23 protein-coding genes are annotated in these 22,680 nt (G+C 37.4%); 20 read left to right on the top strand and 3 right to left on the bottom strand.

The annotated features are described in order from the left end of the window. Window positions 1-49 precede the first annotated feature (49 nt). The gene (locus FH508_RS13810) at window positions 50-817 is read left to right on the top strand and encodes a DUF2935 domain-containing protein (RefSeq protein WP_172771868.1); all 768 of its coding nucleotides are present in this window, start codon (window positions 50-52) and stop codon (window positions 815-817) included. Between the two features lie 79 nt (window positions 818-896). On the opposite strand, the gene FH508_RS13805 is transcribed toward FH508_RS13810, so the two are convergent. After that, window positions 897-1,163, bottom strand: coding sequence for a hypothetical protein (locus FH508_RS13805; RefSeq protein ID WP_172771867.1), 267 nt, complete (start codon window positions 1,161-1,163; stop codon window positions 897-899). Window positions 1,164-1,388: 225 nt separating this feature from the next. Between FH508_RS13805 and topB the strand changes: the two genes are divergently transcribed. The 14 genes from topB (at window position 1,389) to FH508_RS13735 (ending at window position 14,219) form a co-directional block, all read left to right on the top strand. Continuing rightward, complete coding sequence (gene topB, locus FH508_RS13800; RefSeq protein WP_172771866.1) at window positions 1,389-3,530, top strand: type IA DNA topoisomerase; 2,142 nt, start codon at window positions 1,389-1,391, stop codon at window positions 3,528-3,530. Window positions 3,531-3,675: 145 nt separating this feature from the next. Further along, window positions 3,676-4,590 carry a class I SAM-dependent methyltransferase gene (locus tag FH508_RS13795; RefSeq protein ID WP_172771865.1) on the top strand — a complete coding sequence of 305 codons (915 nt, stop codon included), beginning with the start codon at window positions 3,676-3,678 and terminating at the stop codon, window positions 4,588-4,590. A gap of 661 nt (window positions 4,591-5,251) precedes the next feature. Further along, window positions 5,252-6,610, top strand: coding sequence for an aspartate kinase (locus FH508_RS13790; protein ID WP_172771864.1), 1,359 nt, complete (start codon window positions 5,252-5,254; stop codon window positions 6,608-6,610). A gap of 228 nt (window positions 6,611-6,838) precedes the next feature. Further along, the gene (locus FH508_RS13785; RefSeq protein WP_172771863.1) at window positions 6,839-7,021 is read left to right on the top strand and encodes a hypothetical protein; all 183 of its coding nucleotides are present in this window, start codon (window positions 6,839-6,841) and stop codon (window positions 7,019-7,021) included. A gap of 270 nt (window positions 7,022-7,291) precedes the next feature. Beyond that, window positions 7,292-7,975 carry an adenosylcobinamide amidohydrolase gene (locus FH508_RS13780; RefSeq protein ID WP_172771862.1) on the top strand — a complete coding sequence of 228 codons (684 nt, stop codon included), beginning with the start codon at window positions 7,292-7,294 and terminating at the stop codon, window positions 7,973-7,975. Continuing rightward, window positions 7,972-8,928 (top strand): adenosylcobinamide-phosphate synthase CbiB, encoded by a 957-nt coding sequence (gene cbiB / locus FH508_RS13775; RefSeq protein WP_172771861.1) that lies wholly within the window; start codon window positions 7,972-7,974, stop codon window positions 8,926-8,928. The genes FH508_RS13780 and cbiB overlap by 4 nt, the downstream gene beginning before the upstream one ends. Continuing rightward, on the top strand, window positions 8,915-10,000 hold the full coding sequence (locus tag FH508_RS13770) for a pyridoxal phosphate-dependent aminotransferase (RefSeq protein ID WP_172771860.1): 1,086 nt from the start codon (window positions 8,915-8,917) through the stop codon (window positions 9,998-10,000). Before cbiB ends, FH508_RS13770 begins: the two co-directional genes overlap by 14 nt. Window positions 10,001-10,005: 5 nt before the next feature. Continuing rightward, window positions 10,006-10,614 carry a histidine phosphatase family protein gene (locus FH508_RS13765; protein WP_172771859.1) on the top strand — a complete coding sequence of 203 codons (609 nt, stop codon included), beginning with the start codon at window positions 10,006-10,008 and terminating at the stop codon, window positions 10,612-10,614. Window positions 10,615-10,627: 13 nt separating this feature from the next. Continuing rightward, on the top strand, window positions 10,628-11,203 hold the full coding sequence (locus tag FH508_RS13760; protein ID WP_172771969.1) for a bifunctional adenosylcobinamide kinase/adenosylcobinamide-phosphate guanylyltransferase: 576 nt from the start codon (window positions 10,628-10,630) through the stop codon (window positions 11,201-11,203). An 86-nt stretch (window positions 11,204-11,289) separates the two neighbouring features. Next, entirely contained in the window at window positions 11,290-12,066 is a 777-nt protein-coding gene (gene cobS / locus FH508_RS13755) for an adenosylcobinamide-GDP ribazoletransferase (protein WP_172771858.1), read from the top strand. Next, the gene (locus FH508_RS13750) at window positions 12,039-12,635 is read left to right on the top strand and encodes a histidine phosphatase family protein (protein WP_172771857.1); all 597 of its coding nucleotides are present in this window, start codon (window positions 12,039-12,041) and stop codon (window positions 12,633-12,635) included. The genes cobS and FH508_RS13750 overlap by 28 nt, the downstream gene beginning before the upstream one ends. Further along, entirely contained in the window at window positions 12,587-12,979 is a 393-nt protein-coding gene (locus FH508_RS13745) for a bifunctional adenosylcobinamide kinase/adenosylcobinamide-phosphate guanylyltransferase (protein WP_172771856.1), read from the top strand. Before FH508_RS13750 ends, FH508_RS13745 begins: the two co-directional genes overlap by 49 nt. A 62-nt stretch (window positions 12,980-13,041) precedes the next feature. Beyond that, entirely contained in the window at window positions 13,042-13,536 is a 495-nt protein-coding gene (locus FH508_RS13740) for an ECF transporter S component (RefSeq protein WP_172771855.1), read from the top strand. Next, a complete protein-coding gene (locus FH508_RS13735; protein ID WP_172771854.1) occupies window positions 13,533-14,219 on the top strand; it encodes a hypothetical protein in 687 nt (228 codons plus the stop codon). The genes FH508_RS13740 and FH508_RS13735 overlap by 4 nt, the downstream gene beginning before the upstream one ends. A 127-nt stretch (window positions 14,220-14,346) precedes the next feature. On the opposite strand, the gene FH508_RS13730 is transcribed toward FH508_RS13735, so the two are convergent. Further along, window positions 14,347-15,162 (bottom strand): ABC transporter permease, encoded by an 816-nt coding sequence (locus FH508_RS13730; protein ID WP_172771853.1) that lies wholly within the window; start codon window positions 15,160-15,162, stop codon window positions 14,347-14,349. Next, complete coding sequence (locus tag FH508_RS13725; protein ID WP_172771968.1) at window positions 15,159-16,172, bottom strand: ATP-binding cassette domain-containing protein; 1,014 nt, start codon at window positions 16,170-16,172, stop codon at window positions 15,159-15,161. Before FH508_RS13725 ends, FH508_RS13730 begins: the two co-directional genes overlap by 4 nt. A 327-nt stretch (window positions 16,173-16,499) precedes the next feature. Here FH508_RS13725 and FH508_RS13720 point away from each other — a divergent pair, with 327 nt between their 5' ends. The 5 genes from FH508_RS13720 to FH508_RS13700 all read left to right on the top strand — a co-directional run bounded on the left by FH508_RS13720 (window position 16,500) and on the right by FH508_RS13700 (window position 22,609). Next, complete coding sequence (locus FH508_RS13720) at window positions 16,500-18,233, top strand: ABC transporter ATP-binding protein (protein WP_172771852.1); 1,734 nt, start codon at window positions 16,500-16,502, stop codon at window positions 18,231-18,233. Further along, window positions 18,230-20,050, top strand: coding sequence for an ABC transporter ATP-binding protein (locus FH508_RS13715; protein WP_172771851.1), 1,821 nt, complete (start codon window positions 18,230-18,232; stop codon window positions 20,048-20,050). The genes FH508_RS13720 and FH508_RS13715 overlap by 4 nt, the downstream gene beginning before the upstream one ends. 211 nt (window positions 20,051-20,261) lie before the next feature. After that, window positions 20,262-20,792, top strand: a complete 531-nt coding sequence (locus tag FH508_RS13710) for a sigma-70 family RNA polymerase sigma factor (RefSeq protein WP_228134515.1) — start codon at window positions 20,262-20,264, stop codon at window positions 20,790-20,792. Next, a complete protein-coding gene (locus FH508_RS13705; RefSeq protein ID WP_172771849.1) occupies window positions 20,776-21,678 on the top strand; it encodes a signal peptidase II in 903 nt (300 codons plus the stop codon). Before FH508_RS13710 ends, FH508_RS13705 begins: the two co-directional genes overlap by 17 nt. 208 nt (window positions 21,679-21,886) lie before the next feature. Further along, window positions 21,887-22,609: a toast rack family protein gene (locus FH508_RS13700; protein ID WP_172771848.1), complete on the top strand. Its 723-nt coding sequence runs from the start codon at window positions 21,887-21,889 to the stop codon at window positions 22,607-22,609. Window positions 22,610-22,680: the final 71 nt, after the last annotated feature.

Genomic DNA, 22,680 nt, shown 5'->3' with positions numbered 1-22,680 from the left:
AAAGAGGAATAGAATGGAAGGACGTAATGAATAAAGGGGATGAAAGCGATTGTCAAATTATGTGCAACATGCTGTATTTGAGCATAGTTTTTGGTTAGAAATATTGAAGGATCACAGTAATTTTATTCATGATTCTTTGTATCCTTCAGAAACTGAGGATATTAATAAAGCAGCTTCTTTTATGCAACAATTTTCTCAGCTACTTGCCTTTGCTAAATCCATCAATTCACCAGACGTATCAATATCTTTTTCAGTCAGTATTGCTGAGACCGTTGAGCAATTTAAACAGTTTAAATTTTCTATACTTAGACGACAGTTATCAGGCGATATTGGTATTCATCTAGCACCTACATTTGTAAATCATATGGTCAATGAATTAGAAGAATATCAAAATGTTCTTAGCTATCTAAAAAAAGGTGAAGTCCCTCCAATCTTTCATGAACTACATCATCACTTGCTCTGGCTTTTAGATGCATCAGGCCATGCTGGTACTATCAATGATGAGTTAGATGGGGTTGAAAAAAGGCTAAAAGAAAAGAGTCATATGTTCACCAAACATTTTGAACATTTTTATTTAAAGGCTGTGGAATTAACGGGCTATTTGCGTTCTAACGTAACTTCATTCCCAGCTTTAACACGTTTTAATAGAGATGTAGAAATAGAAATGACGTTATTTAAAACATTTTTACGAGAGTTAGAGGAAATGGAGATAGGTGCTGAAGTATTAGGAACATTTACAGCATTAATGGCTGATCATATGTGGAGGGAAGAACAATATTATTTAGCAAAGTTAGCACAATCAGTGAAGGATGAATAAAACATATAGCAAGTAATGAAAAAAACCATCTCAAATGAGATGGAGAGCTTTTCTATATAGCAACCTATAAAAGTATAACTCATGCATTCAAAGCACGATGAACAAAATATTTCGCATGCTCTGCGTCTTTTTTCTTAACAGAAACAATATAGTGTTTTTCATATTTACTGTTCATTCCGAAACTACCGAAGTTCCCTCTCCTTGTACCAGATCCTATCCACTGTGTTGAAGAATCAATGACTTTATAGGTAAATTTGATGCCTTCGCTGTTTAAAATGGCTCTTATCTTCGATAATTCTTCCATGGAGTATCCAATATATACTTCTTCTTTAGTAAAGAAAAACATATCCATCCCTCCTTTTATAATACTACCATATGTTGCCGCTACCAGATAAGTTGACATTTAGTATTTAACTGAATGGTATTTCTAGTATGAAGACATTAGATATTTCAATTTGTTTAAAGTAAAATAGTGGTATGGTATTTTATTGACTCAACTAATTTAATTAGTTGAGTTTTCCGTTTTTATAAAAACGCTATTCAAATATTTAAAAGAAGATGTGATCACTTAATGGGTAAAATTGCTATATTAGCTGAAAAGCCATCGCAGGCAAGAGCATATGCAGAAGCATTTAAAATTAAACATAAAGAGAAAACGTATATTGAGTTGGAGCCATGTGCTACATTTCCCGAGGGAGCAGTAATTAGTTGGGGAATTGGACATCTCGTCGAATTAAAGGAACCTAAAGAATATAAAAAGGAATGGGAGAAGTGGTCATTAGATTCGCTGCCGATTATTCTTGAAAAATATGAAGATAAAGTTGTTAGTAATATGTATGCACAGTTTAATGCGATTAAAAAAATCTTCCACGATCCTCAAGTGACAATGATTTATAATGGTTGCGATGCGGAACGTGAAGGTTCAAATATTTTTTATTCCATTTATAAAATGACGAAAGTAAAAAAGCCTGTCAAGCGTTTATGGATTAACTCTTTAGAGGTCGATGAAATTCGAAAAGGTTTTCAAAATATGCAAACGAATGAACGAGATTTGCTCATGTACCAAGAAGCGAAAACACGTCAAATTAGCGATTGGCTTGTTGGGATGAACTGTAGTCGTTTATATACACTATTGCTGCAAAAGAAAGGGTTTAATGGCAGCATTTCAATTGGGCGCGTGCAATCGCCTACAGTATATTTAATTTATAAAAGATTACAAGAAATCGAGAATTTTAAACCTGAGAACTTTTATGAAGTTGAAGGTCTATTTAAAGCCCAAAATGGCATGTATAAAGGGAAAGCAAAAATTAAATCAAAAGCGAGAGAAGAAGTAGAGCAATTATTGATGCATCACGGAATTCAGCCAATGGATAGTGGTCAAATTACGAATGTCTCCAATAAGACAAAGCGAATCCAGCCACCTAAATTGCATGCGTTATCCACTTTGCAAGCAACAGCAAATAAACGTTGGAAATATAGTCCTGCGCACGTGCTGAAGCTCACACAGTCGCTGTATGAGAAGAAGCTAGTTTCTTATCCTCGTACAGATTCGCAACTTATTACGCATAATGAATACGATTATTTAAAAGATTCCTTACAAAAATACCAACAACTTATTCAACAGTCATTTGCACCTGTTGTCAGAGCCCAAAATAAACGCTATGTTGACAGTTCTAATGTAGGGGAACACTATGCCATAATTCCAACAAAAAAGATCCCAACAGAAAAAGCGTTGCAATCGATGGGGGTCGATGAAAGAAATATTTATTTTGAAATTTTAAATACGACGCTTGCGATGTTTCATCAAGATTATGAATATGATGAAAAAACGATTTTAACAAATGTGAAAAATTTAGAATTTAAATCGGTAGGGAAAACGGAGCTTGTGAAAGGCTGGAAAACGCTTTTTTCTGCGGATAAGGAGCCTCAAAACCGTGAGGAGGCACTACCTGTTGTGACCCAAGGCGAAATAGTACAAAGCAAAGTCGATATTATTGAAGGCACGACAACGCCACCAAAGCCCTATACGGAAGGGCAGTTAATTACCATGATGAAAACATGTGGTAAATCGGTTGAAGATGAGACAGAAATTGAAATTTTAAATTCTGTTGAAGGTATTGGAACAGAGGCAACTCGAAGTGGTATTATCGAGACGATTAAAAAGCATGGATTTATCGAGGTAAAGAAAAATATTGTAAGCATCACACCTAAAGGAGAATTGCTATGCAGAGCGATTGAAGGAACTTTGCTTTCTAGTCCTTCGATGACAGCTAAATGGGAGATTTATTTGAAAAAAATAGGGCGTGGTGAAGGGTCAGCGAAACATTTTATCGATAACATTGGCAAATTTATTCATCAACTAATCGCTGAAGTGCCGAATAAAATTAACACGTTAACGATTGAAGCGGAGCAATTTGTAAAGCCAGTTGCGAAAGATATCGTTACATGTCCAACATGCAAAGTCGGCAAAATCGGTTTACGAAAAAAATTTTATGGCTGCTCAGCGTATAAAAATGGTTGTAAACAAACATTCCCAGAAAGATTATTAGGAAAAAAACTTACGGAAAAAACGATTAGAGATTTATGTACTAGTGGGAAAACTGCCGAAATTAAGGGGTTTAAAGCGAAGAGTGGAAAACAGTTTAGTGCTGCATTGCGTTTTGTTGATGGCAAAATTGAATTTGACTTTAATGCAAAAAATAATGAAAACTAGTTGCACAAAGTCATCAATTCGGCACAAAATAAGTTTAAATATTTGACAAAAAAATCTTTTTATGCTATAATTTACATTTATAAATCAAGGTGATAGAATAAGATTCTCCTGGCCAGGGGAATCTTTTTTTATTGGAGTGTTTACTGTGAAAAATAATGAATCAAGTCTAACTTCTCTAGTTGCTGCATTTAGTCGAGCGTATCATGCAAAAGAAGATCGTCCAATTATTTTCAATGATTACATCGCGCAAGATTTCCTATTAGCGGAAGAATATAAAGCTATATCAACCAATATGGCGAATGGCATTGCTTTTTTTAGTTCAGATATGGCCGAAAAGCTAAAAAATCAACATGAAGCAATATTAAAATGGGTCACACAAATTCAACTATCACCAACACCACTTGCGAGAGCCGCATACGCAGAAAATGTTGTGTTGCATGAATGCCAACTTGGGGCGGAGCAATATATCATTTTAGGTGCAGGTTTAGATACGTTTGCTTGGCGGCACGATACACTGACAAATATAACTATATTTGAAGTAGATCACCCATCTACTCAACGTTTTAAAATAGAACGTTTACAACAAGCAGGGCATACGATCCCTCCACATTTGAATTTTGTAGCAATGGATTTCATGAAGGAATTATCACTCGATAAGTTAGTTGCAGCAGGGTTTGAGTTATCGAAGAAAACGGTTATTACGCTGCTTGGCGTTTCGTACTATTTAACAAAAGAAGTGTTTCAGCAATTGCTAAGATTGTTTTTTAAAGACTTGCCTAAAGGTAGTTCCATTATTTTTGATTTTGCCGATGAGCGATTGTTTACAGAGGCTGGTATTTTTAATCGTGTACAAAACATGCTACAGATGGCTAAAGCCTCAGGAGAACAAATGAGTTACGCATCATCCCTAGTAGATTTAGAGCGATTACTGTCAAATGAACAATTGTTAGTTTATGAACACTTATCACCTCAAGAAATTCAAAATCAATATTTTGCTAATCGAAATGATAACTTACAAGCGTTTGAAACGATTCACTATTTACATGCAGTAAAAAACTAATTTCCACTTTATCGTTCCAATAATAGAGAAACAATTACAAGTAAGGACTCATAAAAGAAAGCGTTTCCTTCTTTAATAGAAGAAAGACTGGGACGAATTTTCTAATGCTGTGAAAGATAAATAGAAGACTACTCATAAGAAGAATAAAAGCTAACGCGCACCGTTAAAAATGCCATCCTTAGTAAGGGTGGCATTTTGCGATTTTTACAGCCCATTCTTTATCAAAAAACACAGACATAATGATTTTTGCCGCATATCATAATGGGGATAAGTATTTCTCCATTGCATACAAGGAATTAGGTGCAGTTAGCTAATTAAAGGGAGCAAGCTGTGGCATGCTATTCGAAGAAGATGACGAGTAGAAGTTTGCAGAGGCTTATACAACATTGATCGTTTTGAACATATAGCTGAATTAAGCTAGTTCAAACGAAATTTTTTATGATTATGTAATATATACGAAAAAAATTAATAAAAACCTTAACTATTTCATATGAAATCCGTATAATAAATCAAACAGTGCGAAAATTGTCCATTTTTCTATTGATAAATTGCGTGAATTTTTTAAATTGTATTGACGTAGAGAACGATAATTTGTACACTGTGTACATTCAATTGTTTTTTGGAGGAATACATTATTTTAAAAGGTTAGGATTTGATAGATATGATCGTATGTAAATTTGGTGGAACATCTGTAGCAAGTGCAGAACAAATTCAAAAAGTAGCAAACATTGTAAAATCTAATCCGGCGCGCAAAATCGTAGCCGTTTCAGCACCAGGAAAACGTTCTGGTGATGATATAAAAGTAACTGATTTATTAATTGATTTAGCAAATGCGGCACTAAAAAATGAAAATACAGAAGAAAAAGTTCAAACAGTAGTGAACCGTTTCAAGTCTATAACTGATGGATTGCAGCTGGATAATACAATTTGTGACGTAATTGCTGAAGACCTACGTGAACGTGTGCTTGGTGATACTTCAAATGAAGAATTATTTATTGATAGCTTAAAAGCAGCTGGAGAAGATAACAACGCCAAGCTTATCGCTGCATATTTTAACTCTATCGGTATGCCTGCACGTTATGTAAGTCCAAAAGAAGGTTTGGTTGTCAATGATCTACCTGAGCGTACGTTCGCATTACCTGAAGCATATTCAAATTTAGCGCCTTTAAAAGATACAAAAGAAATTATTGTTTTCCCAGGTTTCTTCGGTTACACTAAAGCGGGCATATTGCGTACGTTTGATCGCGGTGGCTCGGATATTACAGGCTCTATTTTAGCAGCAGCTGTTGAAGCGGAGCTTTATGAAAACTTTACGGATGTAGATTGTGTATTTTCTGCGAATCCGAAAGTCGTGAATGATCCAGTTGAAATTAAAGAAATTACGTATCGCGAAATGCGCGAATTATCCTATGCAGGCTTTTCTGTTTTCCATGATGAAGCACTAATGCCTGTTTATAAGATTGGGGTGCCAGTTAACATAAAAAATACAAATAATCCATCAGCCCCAGGTACTCGAATTGTACCGAGTCGTCCTGCTACAGGTCGCCCGGTAACAGGTATCTCGGCAGACAGTGGCTTTTCAACGTTATATGTGTCTAAATATTTAATGAACCGTGAAGTAGGGTTCGGTCGTAAGCTTCTACAAATTTTAGAAGATGAGAATATTTCTTATGAGCATACGCCATCTGGTTTAGATGATATTTCAGTAATTATGCGATCTAATCAACTAACACCAGAAAATGAAGCGCGTATACTGACGCGTGTGAAAAATGAATTGCAAGCGGATGATGTTCAAATGCGTCATGGTTTCTCTATGATTGTTATTGTTGGAGAAGGTATGCGTAATAACACAGGTCTTGCAGCACGGGCTGCAACAGCCATTTCAAAAACTGGAGCAAATATTGAAATGATTAACCAAGGTTCGTCTGAAGTTAGTCTTGTATTCGGTGTGCTTCAAGAATTTGAAAACCGTATTTTACAAGCGCTATATGGAGAATTTTTTGCACAAGTGCAAGCATGAGTGGATAATATACGATAGTTTTATTAAAAACCATTTTTAAAATTATCTAACATAAAAAGGAGCTGTCTCCCTTAGCTATGAGTTTATAGCTTAGGAGGCAGCTTTTTCATTTTTTTATTGTAATTTTCACGATGGATGATTTTTCTAACAATACTATAAGGAATAGAGTTTTCTTTTATGCAGTAATGCTGTAAAATCGATTGCGTACATAGATAGGAGGGCATAGATTTGAAAAGTTTTTCAATGGGAATGATATTATCTGTAATTGGGATTTTATTTGTTTGTTTAACAATTATGGACATATTACCAGCATCGACGAAATCGATGAAAGTTGTTTTTGTTGGTATTGGTTGGGTCTTTATTATTGCAGGATCAATTATTCGATTTAAAAATTTAAAACAAAAGCAATAAGAAAAATATCATGAAAATGAATGTTGTAAACGACAAAGTTATGATACAATTTTTAAGAAAATAAATATATTCAGTACGATGAAGTTGCGCTTCTGTACTATACGAAAAATTCAGAAGGTTCAAATTTGCAGTGTATTCATAATTTAAGAATGAACAGTACAAATTCTTCTTAGTAAGAATTTGTTTTTTTATTTGTAGTAAGGTTTTTACATGCGAGCTCCATAAAAAGATAAATGAGTGATTCTAGTAAAGATTATAGGAGGTGAGTAGATGACAATCGTTCGTAAAGAGGATATAAAAATAATGGATCAGTATGTTGCTTTTCAAACAGCGACGCCGATGAAAGTTGTATCATCAGCAATGCATAATCCTGGTTTTGGTTATTATACACATCTGCTAAATCGTTCTGTGCCTAAAACATATGATGAACGTAAACCACACCAGGAGTTACGTTCTTTTTTGCAATTAGAGGGCTACCCTATTAGCAATACGGTTGCCATGATGACAGCAGTTAATGCATGTTTTGCAATTATTCGTGAATTTACATATGAAGGTATTCATCTTGTCGTAATGATTACAGCGGGATTAGGAAATGCAGTCGATATTACACGTGCATTCCATCGTCAAGAGCAGTATCACGCAGGAACTATTAATACATGGGTACTGATCAATGGAAAACTATCGGATGAGGCATTATTTCAAGCGATGATTTCAACAACAGAGGCAAAAGTGAAGGCACTTATAGATGAAAATATAGTAGACCCTACAACGGGTACACAAGCAACTGGCACATCGACGGATAGTTTACTCATTGCATCAACAGAAGAGGGCGATTTCCATCAATACGCAGGTCCTATAACAATGTTAGGGAAAATAATTGGCCATGGTGTTTATGAAACGATGCGAGAGGCCATTCAAAAATATCAACAAGATAAGGAGGCGAATCCTCAATGATTTTATTAATGATTGCCTGTATTATTGGCTTACTATTTGATCTAGTTGTCGGGGACCCTCCTAAAATGCCACATCCTGTACGCTGGATTGGTAAACTAATTCAAGCACAAACCACGTTATGGAACAAGGGTAAAATGCGCAAAGTGCGTGGCATGGTAATGGCGCTTGCTGTTGTTGGTACGACGATGTTTGTAGTAACGATTATTTTAATAGTCAGTTATCAAGTAAGCATCGTGTTTGGTATTCTAGTAGAAGGAATACTAATAGGTATTGGATTGGCTCAACGCAGCTTAAAGGAAGCAGCTTTAGCTGTTTATGACCCTCTCGTAAAAGGGGATTTTGCAGAAGCGCGTGTAAAGTTATCGTGGATTGTCGGACGAGATACCGAACGACTTGATGAGGATGAAATTGTTCGTGGCGTTGTTGAAACGGTGTCTGAAAATACAAGTGATGGTGTAACTGCACCACTTTTTTATGCGTTTTTATTTGGTGCCATTGGCTTATGGGGTTATAAGGCAGTCAATACGTTGGACTCGATGATTGGCTATAAAAATGAAAAATATAAAGACTTTGGAATGTTCGCAGCGAAGCTTGATGATGTCCTGAATTTTATTCCAAGTCGTTTAACGGGATTATTAATGGTACTTGGAACAAAAAATGAAACTTCTGTAACGCTTGGCAAACGTTTAAAACGTTGGGCACAGGATGCGAAAAAACATCCAAGTCCAAACAGTGGTTATTTGGAAGCAGCAACAGCCGTTCAGCTAGGTGTTCAACTAGGTGGGAAAAATACATATCAAGGAGTTGCTTCATACAGGGCGACTATGGGTGAAAAGTACGTACCGTTAACGAAGGAGCATATTGCAACTTCTATTATTCATATGCGTGTAGCTACAGTGCTCTTTACGCTCGTTATGTTAGCAATGGAGGTGTTCATTTTTGCAATTACCTAATCATGGAGCAAATCCGCAAAATGTCTATCATCAGCTTGGGCTAACGATGCCTACAGAGGTTTATGATTATAGTGAAAATGTAAATGCTGCAGGGCCTCCTGCATTTGTTGAGGCACGTTGGCGAACTTTTTATCCATTAATTCAGCGTTATCCAGATCCAGATGGAGAGCCCTTTTTAACAAAGGTGGCACAATTCCATCACATTGAAAAAGATTTTATCGTCTTAGGAAATGGGGCGTCCGAATTATTTAGCGTTTTAGCAAGACGTTATGCCAACAAACGTGTGATAGTTGTGCATCCAACATTTTCTGAATACGAACGAACATTAAAGGCAGCGGGAGCAGACGTTGTGTCGGTTGTAGTCGATGATTTTATTCACTATACATTACCGATGGAGCTTCTTTATCAAGAAATGGTTATTGCAGATGCATTATATATTTGTACGCCTAATAATCCAACAGGTGTATTACCGAAGAAAGAGGACCTGCTGCGCTTAATAGCATATGGAGCGGAAGTAGATTGTGAGCTCGTTTTTGATGAGGCATTTATCGACTGGGTCAATGAAGCCTATTCGTTGATTGGCTTTGTTGCTAATAATGGACATGTAATTGTCGTTCGGTCGATGACGAAAATGTATGCGATTCCTGGATTAAGACTAGGTTATTTAATAGCGAGCAAGACCATTGTTTGTGAGTTAAAAGCCATGCTGTCTCACTGGAATCTCAATGCATTTGCACTCGTTATTGGTGCAGGTTGTCTGGACGAGCATGAATACTGTCAGCAAGCCATTAGCTATGCAACGAAACAAAGGGAAAGGTTACAGCAGTTTTTAATAGAAAATGGGTGTTTGGTAACGAATAGTGTTACGAATTATGTTTGCTTTTCATTGCCCGAAAGTATGCAAGCTGATACATTTTTCAGCTATTGTTTAGCTGAAGGGGTAGTCCTGCGACATACAAAAAATTTTAAGGGCTTAAACGGGGAATGGTTCCGAATTGGAATAAAGGATGTAACAGCGATGACCTATTTACAAAACTGTTTACAAGCGTGGTTTAAAGCAAATAAGGGGTGAGAAAAGTGACGACTTTTTATATAGTTCGACATGGGGAAACAGTATGGAATAAGGAGCAACGATTACAAGGGTGGTTAGATTCACCTTTGTCAGAAATGGGCATTTTACATGCCCAAAAACTTGCAGAACATTTAATCGATATTCCGTTTACAGTTGCTTATAGTAGCACTAGTGAACGTGCAAGAGAAACAGCTCGCTATTTAACAGCTGGTCGAGAACTTGCAATGCACTATGAGGACGATTTACGTGAAATTTTTTTAGGGGATTGGCAAGGGAAAACTGTTGAGGACATTATGGCAACAAATCGATTTGACTACGAGCTCTATACAAATTATCCAGCACAATTCGTCGCAACGCATACGGAAAGCTTTGGTGCAGTGACAGAACGCGCCATGTATACGTTAAAAAATATTGCAAAAATTTATCCACATGAACATATTTTAATTGTGTCCCATGCAGTTACAATTAAATGCATTATTAATGCAATATTAGGGCGTGGTATTGATCAGCTATGGTCAGCACCATACATCGAAGGAACTAGCGTAACAATCATAGATCGATTAGAAGAAAGTTGGCACATCGAGGAAATAGGCAGTACACAACATTTACAATAGAGAGGTGAGAACAGTGCCGCTAATTTTTATTTCAGGTGGTGTCCGCAGTGGCAAGTCTCACTTTGCCGAGAAAGCAGCTGTTTTGCACTATCAACATAATAACTCAATCCATAAACGACTTATTTATATAGCTTCAGGTGTGGCAATGGACGTTGAAATGGAAAAACGCATAGTTCGCCACCAGTCTGATCGGCTAAAACAAGCGATTGCGTGGCATACGATTGAAGCACCTTATCAAATACAGAATGTTTTCGATAACTTAGTTGAGGACGATGTCGTACTATGGGACTGTGTAACGACTTGGCTGACAAATGCCTTTTATGAGGGGTTTGATCGAGGCACACCTTGTGTGGAGAAGCCTGGTTGTTTAGAGGAAAAGCTGAGGAATATGAAAAGTTCAGTGCAAACGTTACTTGACAAAAAGGTGACGCTTTTTGTCGTTTCTAATGAGCTTTTTGATGAACCGCCATATGAAAACGAAGAGGTCGAATTGTACAGGCAAATGCTCGGTACATTACATCAATGGTTCGTTTCTGTCGCGTACGAGGCATATGAGATTAATTATGGTATCGTTAAGAAATGGAAATAAGTGAGCAATGAATTAGATGTTTAGCAACTAACTTAGTGTTGTGTGCAAGAAAATTGAAGATAACTTACAAGAAAGAAGGCAAGGCAATGAAAACTATTTGGCATAGCATATTGCTCGCATTTCAATTTTTTACGGTTTTGCCTGTACATAAAGAGATTCCTCTATCTAAAAAAACAATTATGGGGATGTTCGCCTTTTTACCGTGGATTGGTGCACTTATGGGTGCTGTCGTTGCAGCGATAATCTTTAGTTTATCAGAATGGACATCGAGCAGTGAACTTTTATTAACATTTATGATTGTTGGGCTGTTCGCGTTTTTTACAGGCGGCTTGCATTTAGATGGCTTTATCGATATGGGAGATGCTTATTTTTCGTATCGAGATCGCGAGAAGCGTCTTGAAATTTTAGATGATCCTCGTGTTGGAGCATTCGGTGTTTTATCTGTCTTATTTTTAGTACTAGGGAAATTTGTTGTGCTTCATGAACTTTTTGTACAGAACAAACTAGCCTTGTGGATGCTTGTTTTTATTCCTTTATTGACACGGGTAGGGATGAGCTTTTATTTTCTATCTTTACAATGCTCGAAGGAAAAAGGACTTGCCTATTTTTTTAAAACACAACTAAACCATCGTGTTTTAGCTTGTTTTATGATAATGACACTATTACTTGCTAGTTGTGGCGTATTTTATGTAATAGGCTTTTCAAGCTTGCCATTCGTGCTTATTACAGTACTTGTCGCTGCCTTTTTATTATTTCGTCAGTTTACAGTACGCAATTTCGGTGGGGTATCAGGAGATTTACTGGGAGCATCCATTGAAGGAATGGAGGTAGTATTATGGGTGACATTGTTACTGTTCGCTTAATGAGACATGCGCCAACTAAAGAAAATCTAGAGAAGCGATATATTGGCTGGACAGATTCCCCATTAGCAAATGCTACGACGCTTCCTATACTCAATGATGGTGTAAAAAAGGTATATGGCAGTGACTTACGTCGGTGTCAAGAAACGGCATCTTGTTATTTTCCAAACGCTCGCTATATTGCAGATGCGAGATTTCGGGAGTCTAATTTCGGTGATTTTGAATGTAAAACATATGATGAATTAAAGTCGGACATACGTTACTGTACATGGCTAGATAACCCGACTGTTATATCACCACCAAACGGAGAACCGTTTGATTTATTTTGTAATCGGGTGATTGCGGGGTTTTTGGCATTACCAAAAGATAATGACGATTATTATCTCGTCGTGCACGGTGGAGTTGTACGAGCGTTACTTGTAGCATTTGCACCACAACAAAAGCCTTTCTGGTCATATCAAGTACCACATGATCGAATGTATACATTAACGTTTTCTAGAGCGGCTTGGAAGGAGGGCGCGAGATGCATATCTTTATCGGAGGAGCCTATAATGGAAAAACCGCCTATGTAACACAGTTGCTTAAGGAGCAAAAAATAGCAGTGATAGATGGTTTTATACCAGAGGTTGCACCTACTTGTGATGCACTGATTATTAAAAATCTTGAACAATGGCTCATTAAGCAAAATCTTGAGGAGGATGAGGTGATTGTCGAAAATATTTTGGCAAACCTTAAAACTCTTGAAGAAAGCTGTCCTTTGTATATTATTGTTACCGATATGGGGCGTGGCGTTGTGCCAATGGAAAAACAGGTACGACTATTGCGAGACACTTGTGGTCGTTTGTATCAGGCGTTATTTGCAGAAGCAAGTCAAGTTAACCGTATTTGGTATGGCATTGCAGAACGTATAAAATAATTAAAAGATTAGATACAATTCCCGAGAGGGGCATTCACTATTTTTAGAAAAGAGGAAATGGAATGGATCGACAAAAATTAATGAGTATAACACTCACAGCGATGGTAGCGGCGATTTGTGCTGTTGGTGCAGTCATTAAAATCCCATCAATCGTATCATCGGCTGCATTAGACTCAGCGCCAGCATTTTTGAGTGTAGTGTTTTTGTCACCTGCTCTAGCAGGGACAGCGGGGTTCATCGGACATATTATTACAGCGATGACTTCTGGGTTTCCATATGGACCTTTGCATATTATTATTGCCGCTGAAATGTTTCTTGTCGTTTGGATATTTGGTGTTATGCACAAACGAGGCATGCATTTTTGGAAATGGCCAGTAGCACTTTTTCTAAATGGTGTCATTGCGCCAATTCCTTTTTATTTCATTATTAGCCCAGCATTTTTCTGGGGTTCGTTAGCTAGTATTTTCATGGCAACAGTCATTAATCTTGTTATTGTCGCTGTTGTCATGCCTATTCTCTCGAAAGTGTTTGTCCGTAAGGAGGGGCGAGTGAATTGAGAAATGCAGTAAAAGTAGGGGAACTTATTGCCACAACGGACAATGCAGCAGCAATTGGTGAAAAATCACAAGATATCGTCTTTGCATCTGACAAGTTAACAGCTTATTTAACAGCGCGTGTTACATTTTTAGAGCAACTTGCAGCAGGAGCGATACCTATGCATATAATTCTTGCTAACTTTTCGGGCGATGCATCATGGACACGCTATGTCGCGGGAATCGAACAAGTTTTTGAAGAAGTAGGGCTACTTTGTCCTCCGATAGCTGGTAGTTCAGAATCGAACATGCCAACATTGCAATCGGGATTATCGATCACAATGCTAGGTCAGGTACATCAAAAAATACCTGTTCAATGTGAAAAACTGATGTGGTACACGTATGGACTACCACTTGTCGGTAAAGAAGTGCTTGAACAACCTGAAGATGTTGCGCAGCTCCAGCCAATATTTCATGCATGGCGGGAAGAAATTGTACAGCAAGTTTGGCCAGTAGGCTCGCAAGGACTACAAGCAGAATTTTCACGACTTTTCGGTCATTCCGAAGTAAAAACTTCGTTGGATATTGAGAAATCAGCTGGACCTTGTGCTGTAATATTATTAGGCATACATCCAGAAAAAGAGCATTTGGCACAAAAATTGTTTACTCGAAATTTCGAAAAGTGCCAGTCACTAAAACGATTCTGAAAATTCGTAAATTGTAAAGCCGCAACCCGCAGAAGAAGCGAGGGTTGCGGCATAATTTTATGCGTACAGTAAGTAGGTCTTCACGCTACAATAAGCCAATTTGAGTTACTATGATACAAAAAATTTTTTAAGTTCTACGCATATAAGCACGGACCGTAATTGGTGCGAAAATTGCTACAATAACTGCAGCTCCGATAAGAGACGCACTTAAATCCCAACCGACAGTGCCACCATTAGTTAGTTCTCTGACAGCAGTGACTAGATGAGAAATAGGATTGATCTTCACAAACCATTGCAAGAAGTTTGGTAATGTTTCAGCTGGTACAAAAGCGTTGGACAAAAACGTCAGCGGAAACAATACGAGCATTGAAATTCCCTGTACACTTGAAGCAGTTCGTGCAATGACACCAAAGAAGGCAAAAATCCAACTCATAGCCCAAGCACAAACGATGACAAGAAGACCTGCTAGCACAACAAAACCTAAACCACCTTCTGGGCGATATCCCATGATATAACCCATCGAAAACGTTAAGACAGTTGCAATTGTATATCGAATCGTATCAGCTAGTAACGCACCAGCCAATGGGGCAATACGTGCAATCGGTAAAGATTTAAACCTGTCAAAAACCCCTTTATCCATATCTTCACGTAATTGAACACCAGTAACGATTGAGGTCGTAATAACTGTTTGCACTAAAATGCCAGGAATAATAACTGGTAAATAACTTTGAACGTCACCAGAGATGGCACCACCAAAAATATACGTAAACATTAAAGTGAAAATAATCGGCTGTAATGTTACATCAAATAATTGTTCAGGTGTGCGTCTAATTTTCAAAATGCCGCGATAAGCCATTGTTAATGAATTATTTAGTGATTGACGTAAGCTCGTTCTGTTAAGCAGCTGGCGTACGCCATGTTGTTTTATCATTGAATTTTTCATCGTTTTGCACCACCTACCTCATTAGCCTCTGAAAAAGTATTGTCCTGTACACCATGACCAGTAATCGTTAGAAATACCTCATCTAATGTTGGCTTTTGCACACTCATCTCGTCTAATAAGATTCCTTTTTGTCTAAGGGCAATAAGTAAATCTGTAATGAGGTCCGCGTTCGTCATTGGGGCGGTTATCTTTCCTATACTAGAAGTCATCGTTGAAGGAACTTTAAGTACATGTTCAATTATTTGACGAGCATCACTAATATCGTTTGGATTTTGAATGCTTAAATGCAGTGTTGAAGTACCGACTGATGCTTTTAGTTCATCGACTGTTCCTTCAGCAACTACTCGACCATGATCAATAACAGCTATTCTGTCTGCCAATTCATCGGCTTCTTGAAGGTACTGGGTTGTTAAAAGTACGGTTGAGCCCATATCTACCAATCGACGAATAGTATCCCACATTTGATTACGTGTTCGTGGATCTAATCCCGTTGTCGGTTCATCTAAGAAAATTAATGGAGGCTGAGCGATGAGACTTGCTGCTAAATCTAATCTTCGTCGCATACCTCCAGAGAAATTTTTCAATGGACGTTTTGCAGCATCTGTTAAACCAAATTCTTCTAACAGTTCAGCAGCTTTCCTCCGTGCATCAGCACGCCCTAGTCCGAGTAGTCGAGAGAAAATAATTAAATTTTCTGTAGCACTAAGCGACTCATCTACTGAAGCATATTGACCTGTCACCCCGATCAATTGACGAACAATATGTGGTTCCTTCACCACATCATAGCCGAAGATGCGTGTTGTACCAGCATCCGCGCGTAAAAGGGTTGCCAGCATTCTAATTGTTGTTGTTTTGCCTGCGCCATTTGGACCAAGCACACCGTATATACTGCCAGCACGGACGTTTAAATCTACACTGTCAACAGCCCGATGATCGCCAAAATTTTTAACTAAACCTTTTGCTTCGATGGCCCATTCTGGGTTGCGCAATATTCCTGCTCTGTTGTTCATTTCTTCCAAAATTATTCCTCCTTCATAAAGTCACAGTAAGTTTTGCATAGTAATGAACTTTCATAGAAATGCCCTTCTTTTTTCTTCAAAAAATTATTCATAAACGGATAATACACTAAGTTTATGAACTGAATATTAACTGAAAAAGGATATTGAAGATGATTATTTTTTGTCATTTTGTTAATTCAGGAAACGATGTAAAAAAGGGGGTAACGTTTATTAAGCAGAGGTATATATTACGTGACTCGAAAAATTATGTGCCAATTGGGAATGATTTTCAGTTATAATGAATAGCGAATGTGATTTCCAAGGAACGGAGACGAAAGAATGCAGGCAGTTAGACAGTTAGGGCGCTTTTTAGGGCCTTATAAATTTTTTACGCTTATTGCACCCCTTTTAATGGTGCTTGAGGTAACGATGGATTTAATCCAGCCAACTATTATGCAACATATGATTGATACAGGGATTGCGAATAATGACAATCCATATGTATTTAAAATGTTTATTTTCATGCTTATAAGTGCTGTACTTGGATTAGTAGGGGGGCTGGGGTGCTCTATTTATAGCTCAAAGGCAGCCATTCATTTTGCCTCTGATATACGTCAGTCTTTATATGAGAAAATGATGACCTATTCGGCAAAAGAACGGGATGCGTTTACTACTGGCAAGCTGATTACAATTTTAACAAGTGATGTGGAAAGTATTCAGCGTGCGTTTATGATGACGCTTCGTATTTTTGTACGTGGACCATTGTTATTTATTGGTGCGGTTGTCATCGTGTTTGTAACGGCACGCGAGTTATTTTCAATATTGCTTGTAATTGTACCAATCTTAATTATCGCAATGTATTTTTTCACTAAGTATTCTGGAGTTTTATATCGTAAAGTACAGGAGGCAATTGACGGGGTTAATACGAAGCTGCAGGAGAATTTAGCAGGAATTCGTGTTGTAAAGGCTTTTTGTCGTGAAAAACATCAAGTAGAGCAATTCGGAGATCTAAATGATGCACTTACAAAACGTTTTATTACGGCTGAACAAATTGTAGGTGTGCTCGTACCGTTTACAATGTTTGTAGTGAACCTCGGAATTGTTGCAGCACTTTGGCTTGGTGCTATTAAAGTTGAAGCAGGCACATTGCAAGTTGGTGTAATTCTCGCTTTTATTAACTATTTAACAATTATTTTAAATGGGCTAATGTCTTCCAGTATGGTGTTAATGCAAATTGCTCGTGCACTTCCATCTGGCGAGCGTATTGTTGATGTTCTGAACAAGGAAGTAGCAGTGCAAGAAGCAGCACAGCCAATTACTTCGTCTATTCAAGGAACAATCGAATTTCAAAATGTAAGCTATCGTTATTATGAAACGTCAGAAGATGTATTAAAAAATATAACGTTTTCGGTGAAGGCAGGGCAAACCGTTGGACTCATTGGTAAAACGGGTAGTGGTAAATCGACCCTTGTAAAGCTATTACCACGTCTATTTGATCCGACTAGTGGTAGCATTCTGCTTGATGGTAAACCGCTAAATCAATATGCATTGACCACATTACGTGAACATATTGGTTTTACCTCTCAAAAAGCGCTACTCTTTTCTGGCTCAATTGAAAAAAATATTCGTCTCGGTAAGGAAGCAGCGACACAAGAACAATTAAATCAGGCTCTCGAAGGGGCATGTGCATCTGAATTTGTTGAGAAGCTTGAACGAGGGCTAGCGCATGAACTATCACAGGGCGCAACGAATTTATCTGGCGGCCAGAAGCAACGGTTAGCCCTTACACGCGCATTTGTAAGACAGCCAGCTATATTAGTTTTGGACGATACCACATCTGCTCTTGATAGCGCTTCTGAAAAGCATGTGCAGCAGGCGATAAGCGAGCATTTTCAAGAAACGACAACATTTATCGTCGCGTCGAAAATTACTTCCATCCAACAGGCAGATCTTATTTTAGTGTTAGAGGATGGCGAAATTGTTGGTCAAGGTACGCATCAACAATTATTACAAAGTAACCAACCATACCAAGCAATCTACGCTTCACAGCAAAAGGCTGGTGAACAACAATGAGTCAAAATCAACCAAAGCAAATGAATTTTGGACGTGGGCCACGTATGGGTGGACCTGCTGAAAAGGCCAAAAACCAAAAAACAACAATTTTACGTGTATGGCAATATATCAGACAACAAAAAGTAGGGCTGTTCTTTTCGATATTTTTTGTTATCGCCTCTACATTTTTAAGTTTGGCAGGACCTTATTTGATCGGACATATTGTTGATGATTATATTATGAAAAAGCAAGTTGCAGGTACGATACGACTCGGTATTGTGCTAGCTTGTATTTTTACAGTAGCATCAATTTTCGCTTGGCTACAAACTTATGTCATGATTCAAGTGGCGATGAAGACAATTCGTACATTACGCCTGGACCTATTTAAAAAACTGCAAACATTAACACTGAAATTTTTCGATCAACGTGCACTTGGTGATTTAATGAGTCGTGTAACAAATGATATTGATAATTTAAATACAGCATTGGCACAAAGTGTGACTCAAATCGTGTCGTCCATTTTAACAGTAATCGGTGTTAGTATTGCGATGTTCTCACTTAGCTGGCAATTAGCCATTGTGACACTAATCATTATTCCTTTAATTGTTTTCACTACAAAGCAAATTGTTAAACGTAGTAGTAAAAACTATGCAGCACGTCAACGTGATTTAGGCAAACTGAATGGAACAATTGAGGAAATGATTACGGGAGCGGAGGTACTTACACTTTTCGGTAAAGAGCAACAAACGATTGAATCGTTCCGTAAACAAAATAACAACCTACGCGACTCAGCACAACGCGCAGAAATTACATCAGGCTTATTAGGTCCAATCAATAACTTTATGAATAATTTAGGGCTAGCTGTTGTAATCGGTACTGGTGCATTTTTAGCGGTCAAAGGGGTAGTGACTGTCGGGATAATCGCGGCATTTGTCACATACACTCGTCAATTTTTCCGTCCATTGAATCAGCTGTCGAATTTATTGAATACGTTTCAATCAGCGATTGCAGGGGCAGAACGAGTATTTGAAATTATAGACGAACCATCGGAAGTCGCGGATAAAAAGCATGCAATTGATAGTCGAAGCTTGAAAGGGGAAGTTGCATTTCATCAAGTTTCCTTTAGCTATTTGCCAAATCAACCTATTCTAAAAAATATTAATTTCCATGCTAAGGCAGGGGACACCATTGCACTTGTTGGTCCGACTGGCTCAGGAAAAACAACAATAATTAACCTACTAACTCGTTTTTATGATGTGGATGCTGGTGAAATTCTTATTGATGGTCATAATATTGAGGACTACAAGATGACAACGATTCGAGAGCGCGTTGGGGTCGTGTTACAAGATACTTATTTATTCACTGGTACGATTCGTGAAAATATTCGCTTTGGCAAGCTAGATGCTTCGGATGCAGAGGTGGAGGAAGCGGCAAAAATTGCGAATGCGCATAATTTTATAAAGTATCTCCCAGCGCGATATGATACAGCTGTGCAGGCAGGCGGTGCTAATTTAAGTCAAGGGCAACGACAGCTTATAGCCATTGCACGTGCCATTATAGAAAATGCTGATATTTTAATATTGGATGAAGCGACATCTAGCGTAGATACGCAAACAGAGGTCGATATTCAAAAAGGGTTACAGCATTTAATGCGTGGTCGCACTAGCTTTGTCATTGCACACCGTCTGAAAACTATTGAAAATGCCGATCAAATTTTAGTTATTCAACAAGGTGAAATTGTTGAACAAGGTAACCATCAGCAACTTATGCAAAAACAAGGGATATACAGAAACCTTCAGCAAAAGTTACTTTTAGAAAAAGATGAGCTAAATTTATAAGTCAATAAAAGTTTCATGAGAAAATATTTATTTTTTCATGAAACTTTTTTATCGTTCGGTTGTCTAACTACAAATCGGTTCTTACTCTATATTTAGAAAAAATATAAATATTTTCCTTAAATAAAATTTATTTTATAATGTGTATCATGATTGTGCATGTTACGAGGTTTGCACAAATCACAAGCTTTATGGATTGGGGGCGAGCAAAGTGATGAAAACTCAGAAGGATGCTTGCTTAACAAAAGCGATGACGCAGTATGGCGATTATTTAGTACGTGTGTGCTATACATATGTACAAAACTGGGCAGTAGCCGAAGATTTAGTGCAGGATACATTCGTAAAATATTATGAAAAAATGGACCAATTTCGTGAAGAAGCATCTGTAAAAACATATTTGTATCGTATTGCTATTAACCATTGCCATAATTATTTATCTAGTTGGCGTTATAAACAAATACAAGTTATAGAGTATTGGAATAATTTAATGGGCAATGAAGTAAATCCAGTTGCTCAACTACTTACAAATGAGTCTGATACTATGTTAGTTGCAGCTATTGAGAAACTACCTACAAAATACAAGGATGTCCTATTACTATTTCACTTTGCGGAATTATCGTTAAATGAAGTAGCTGAAACATTAAAGATGAAAGAAAATACAGTCAAAACGAGACTCAGAAGGGCACGTCAATTAATTGGCATGACATTGCAGGAGGAGGGATTTGAATATGGATCAGATTCGTAACGCCATTAATACTGTCTATAAAGAAGGATCATTTTCAATAGACAATCAAGCAAAAACCTTTCATAAAATCCATCAACAAAGAAAACGTTCCCTCATGCCTGTTTTATTAACAATCTGCTTAACTGTAATTCTTTTTATAGGACTAGATTTACTTTTATTTAAAATAGATCTTTTATCACCCGATGCGCCAGCAATAACAGGCTCAGCAAATTATCCCGAAAAATCGGGTAAGGAAAAAGACTATACAATCCTACAGCAACCTTTAATGATAGGTGGGCTAGTAGCAATTGTCATTTGCTGTTGCTTTGTCCTCTATGCGTTACGTAAAAAGTGGCTATGGTGGGTGTTGCTTAGTACGATTATTGTACTCGCAATTGTCGGCAATATGACTGAACGCATTGGCTATCGCTATTATGTAGCAAATGAAGCCGATATCGTGAGTACATTACAATCAGGGGTATGGTCAATAGGAAATACAGAGGATTTGCGTCTTTTTGACACGATGACTATCAAACAATATCGTATGAGTTATTTTTCGACGCCTAACATGCAAGGTATTTCTTTTTTCAAGAATGATGGGAAAGGCTATAAATTAGATTACGGTTTTTTAAGCTCTGAAGGTACGATGCGAGTGATAGCAATACTTGATATTCAATATTTAGTGATTCCCCTTGTTGACGGAAATGACATTGAGAAATTAATCGTAAGCATGAATTTTGAACAGATTGAAGTGCTTGTGAATGCAAATCGTGCACAGCTAGCTACGGTACCTTACCGCTCGAATGTCGATTTATCAGACATCACAATACGAGCTGTTCACGAAGATGGTATTATGGACAATTTATATGAACCATCAGACATAATTTTTTTGCCAGACAATGAATAGCAAATTTAATGAACCCTTCATCTAGAACTGTTTTTAAGAGAAAAGATGAAGGGTTCAAATTTTGCCTAGGGCAAGCATATAGATGAATGGTAATGAAAACCACTACGTCTCAAGTCTTAGTCGAAGTTAAAGCTAAGGGTCGTTTTCATTTTTCTTATATCAGATAAAATGGATTTAATGGAAGAATATAAGGTAGGAGGAAATAACAGTGAAAAAATTGATAGGCTTTGCTTTAATATTTAGTGCTTCGTTGCTCATATTAACAGGTTGTTTTTCTTTTATTCCAGAGAAAGTAAAAGAACAGGAAAATACATTGTCAGTTAAAAAGGATAATGCAGAAAAATTAGAAGTAGAAATAAATCTTGGTGTCGGCGAATTGACGGTTGCAAAAGGTGCAAAGGAATGGATGGAAGGAAATGCTCAATATAATATAAAGAAACTAGCACCAAAAGTACACTACAAACAACGCGGGAAAACTGGTGATTTAGTCATCGAACATAAAGGATCTACTAAAATTGGACTTGGCAATATTAAAAACTTTTGGGATATTGAACTGAATGAAGATATACCAATGGATCTTTCTGTAGAGACAGGAGCATCAAAAGCAAAGTTAGATTTACGTGGCCTAAAGCTTGAAAACTTAGATATTGAAACAGGTGTAGGCGACTTATACGTTGATTTAGGTGGCGATTGGAATAAAAGCTTCGAAACGAATATTGAAACAGGTGTTGGTCAAACTACAGTTATTTTACCTTCTACAGTTGGCGTAAAAATAACGACTGATAAAGGAATTGGCTCAATTAATTTGGAGGGCTTTATTGCTAAAGGTAAAGGAATTTTTGTCAATGAAGCATATGAAAAAGCAGATGTTATATTAGAGATAAACGCTGAAATGGGCGTGGGTGATATTACATTTAAGCTGGATAAATAGATACTAGCGCTATTCCTTGATAAATAAGTGTCAAATACATCAGGTAAATTGTATTTGATGCTTATTTTGTG

The sequence above is a fragment of the Lysinibacillus sp. CD3-6 genome, from assembly GCF_006351725.2.
In the GTDB taxonomy this organism is placed as follows: Bacteria; Bacillota; Bacilli; order Bacillales_A; family Planococcaceae; genus Lysinibacillus.
This window is presented reverse-complemented; position numbering and strand designations above follow the sequence as displayed.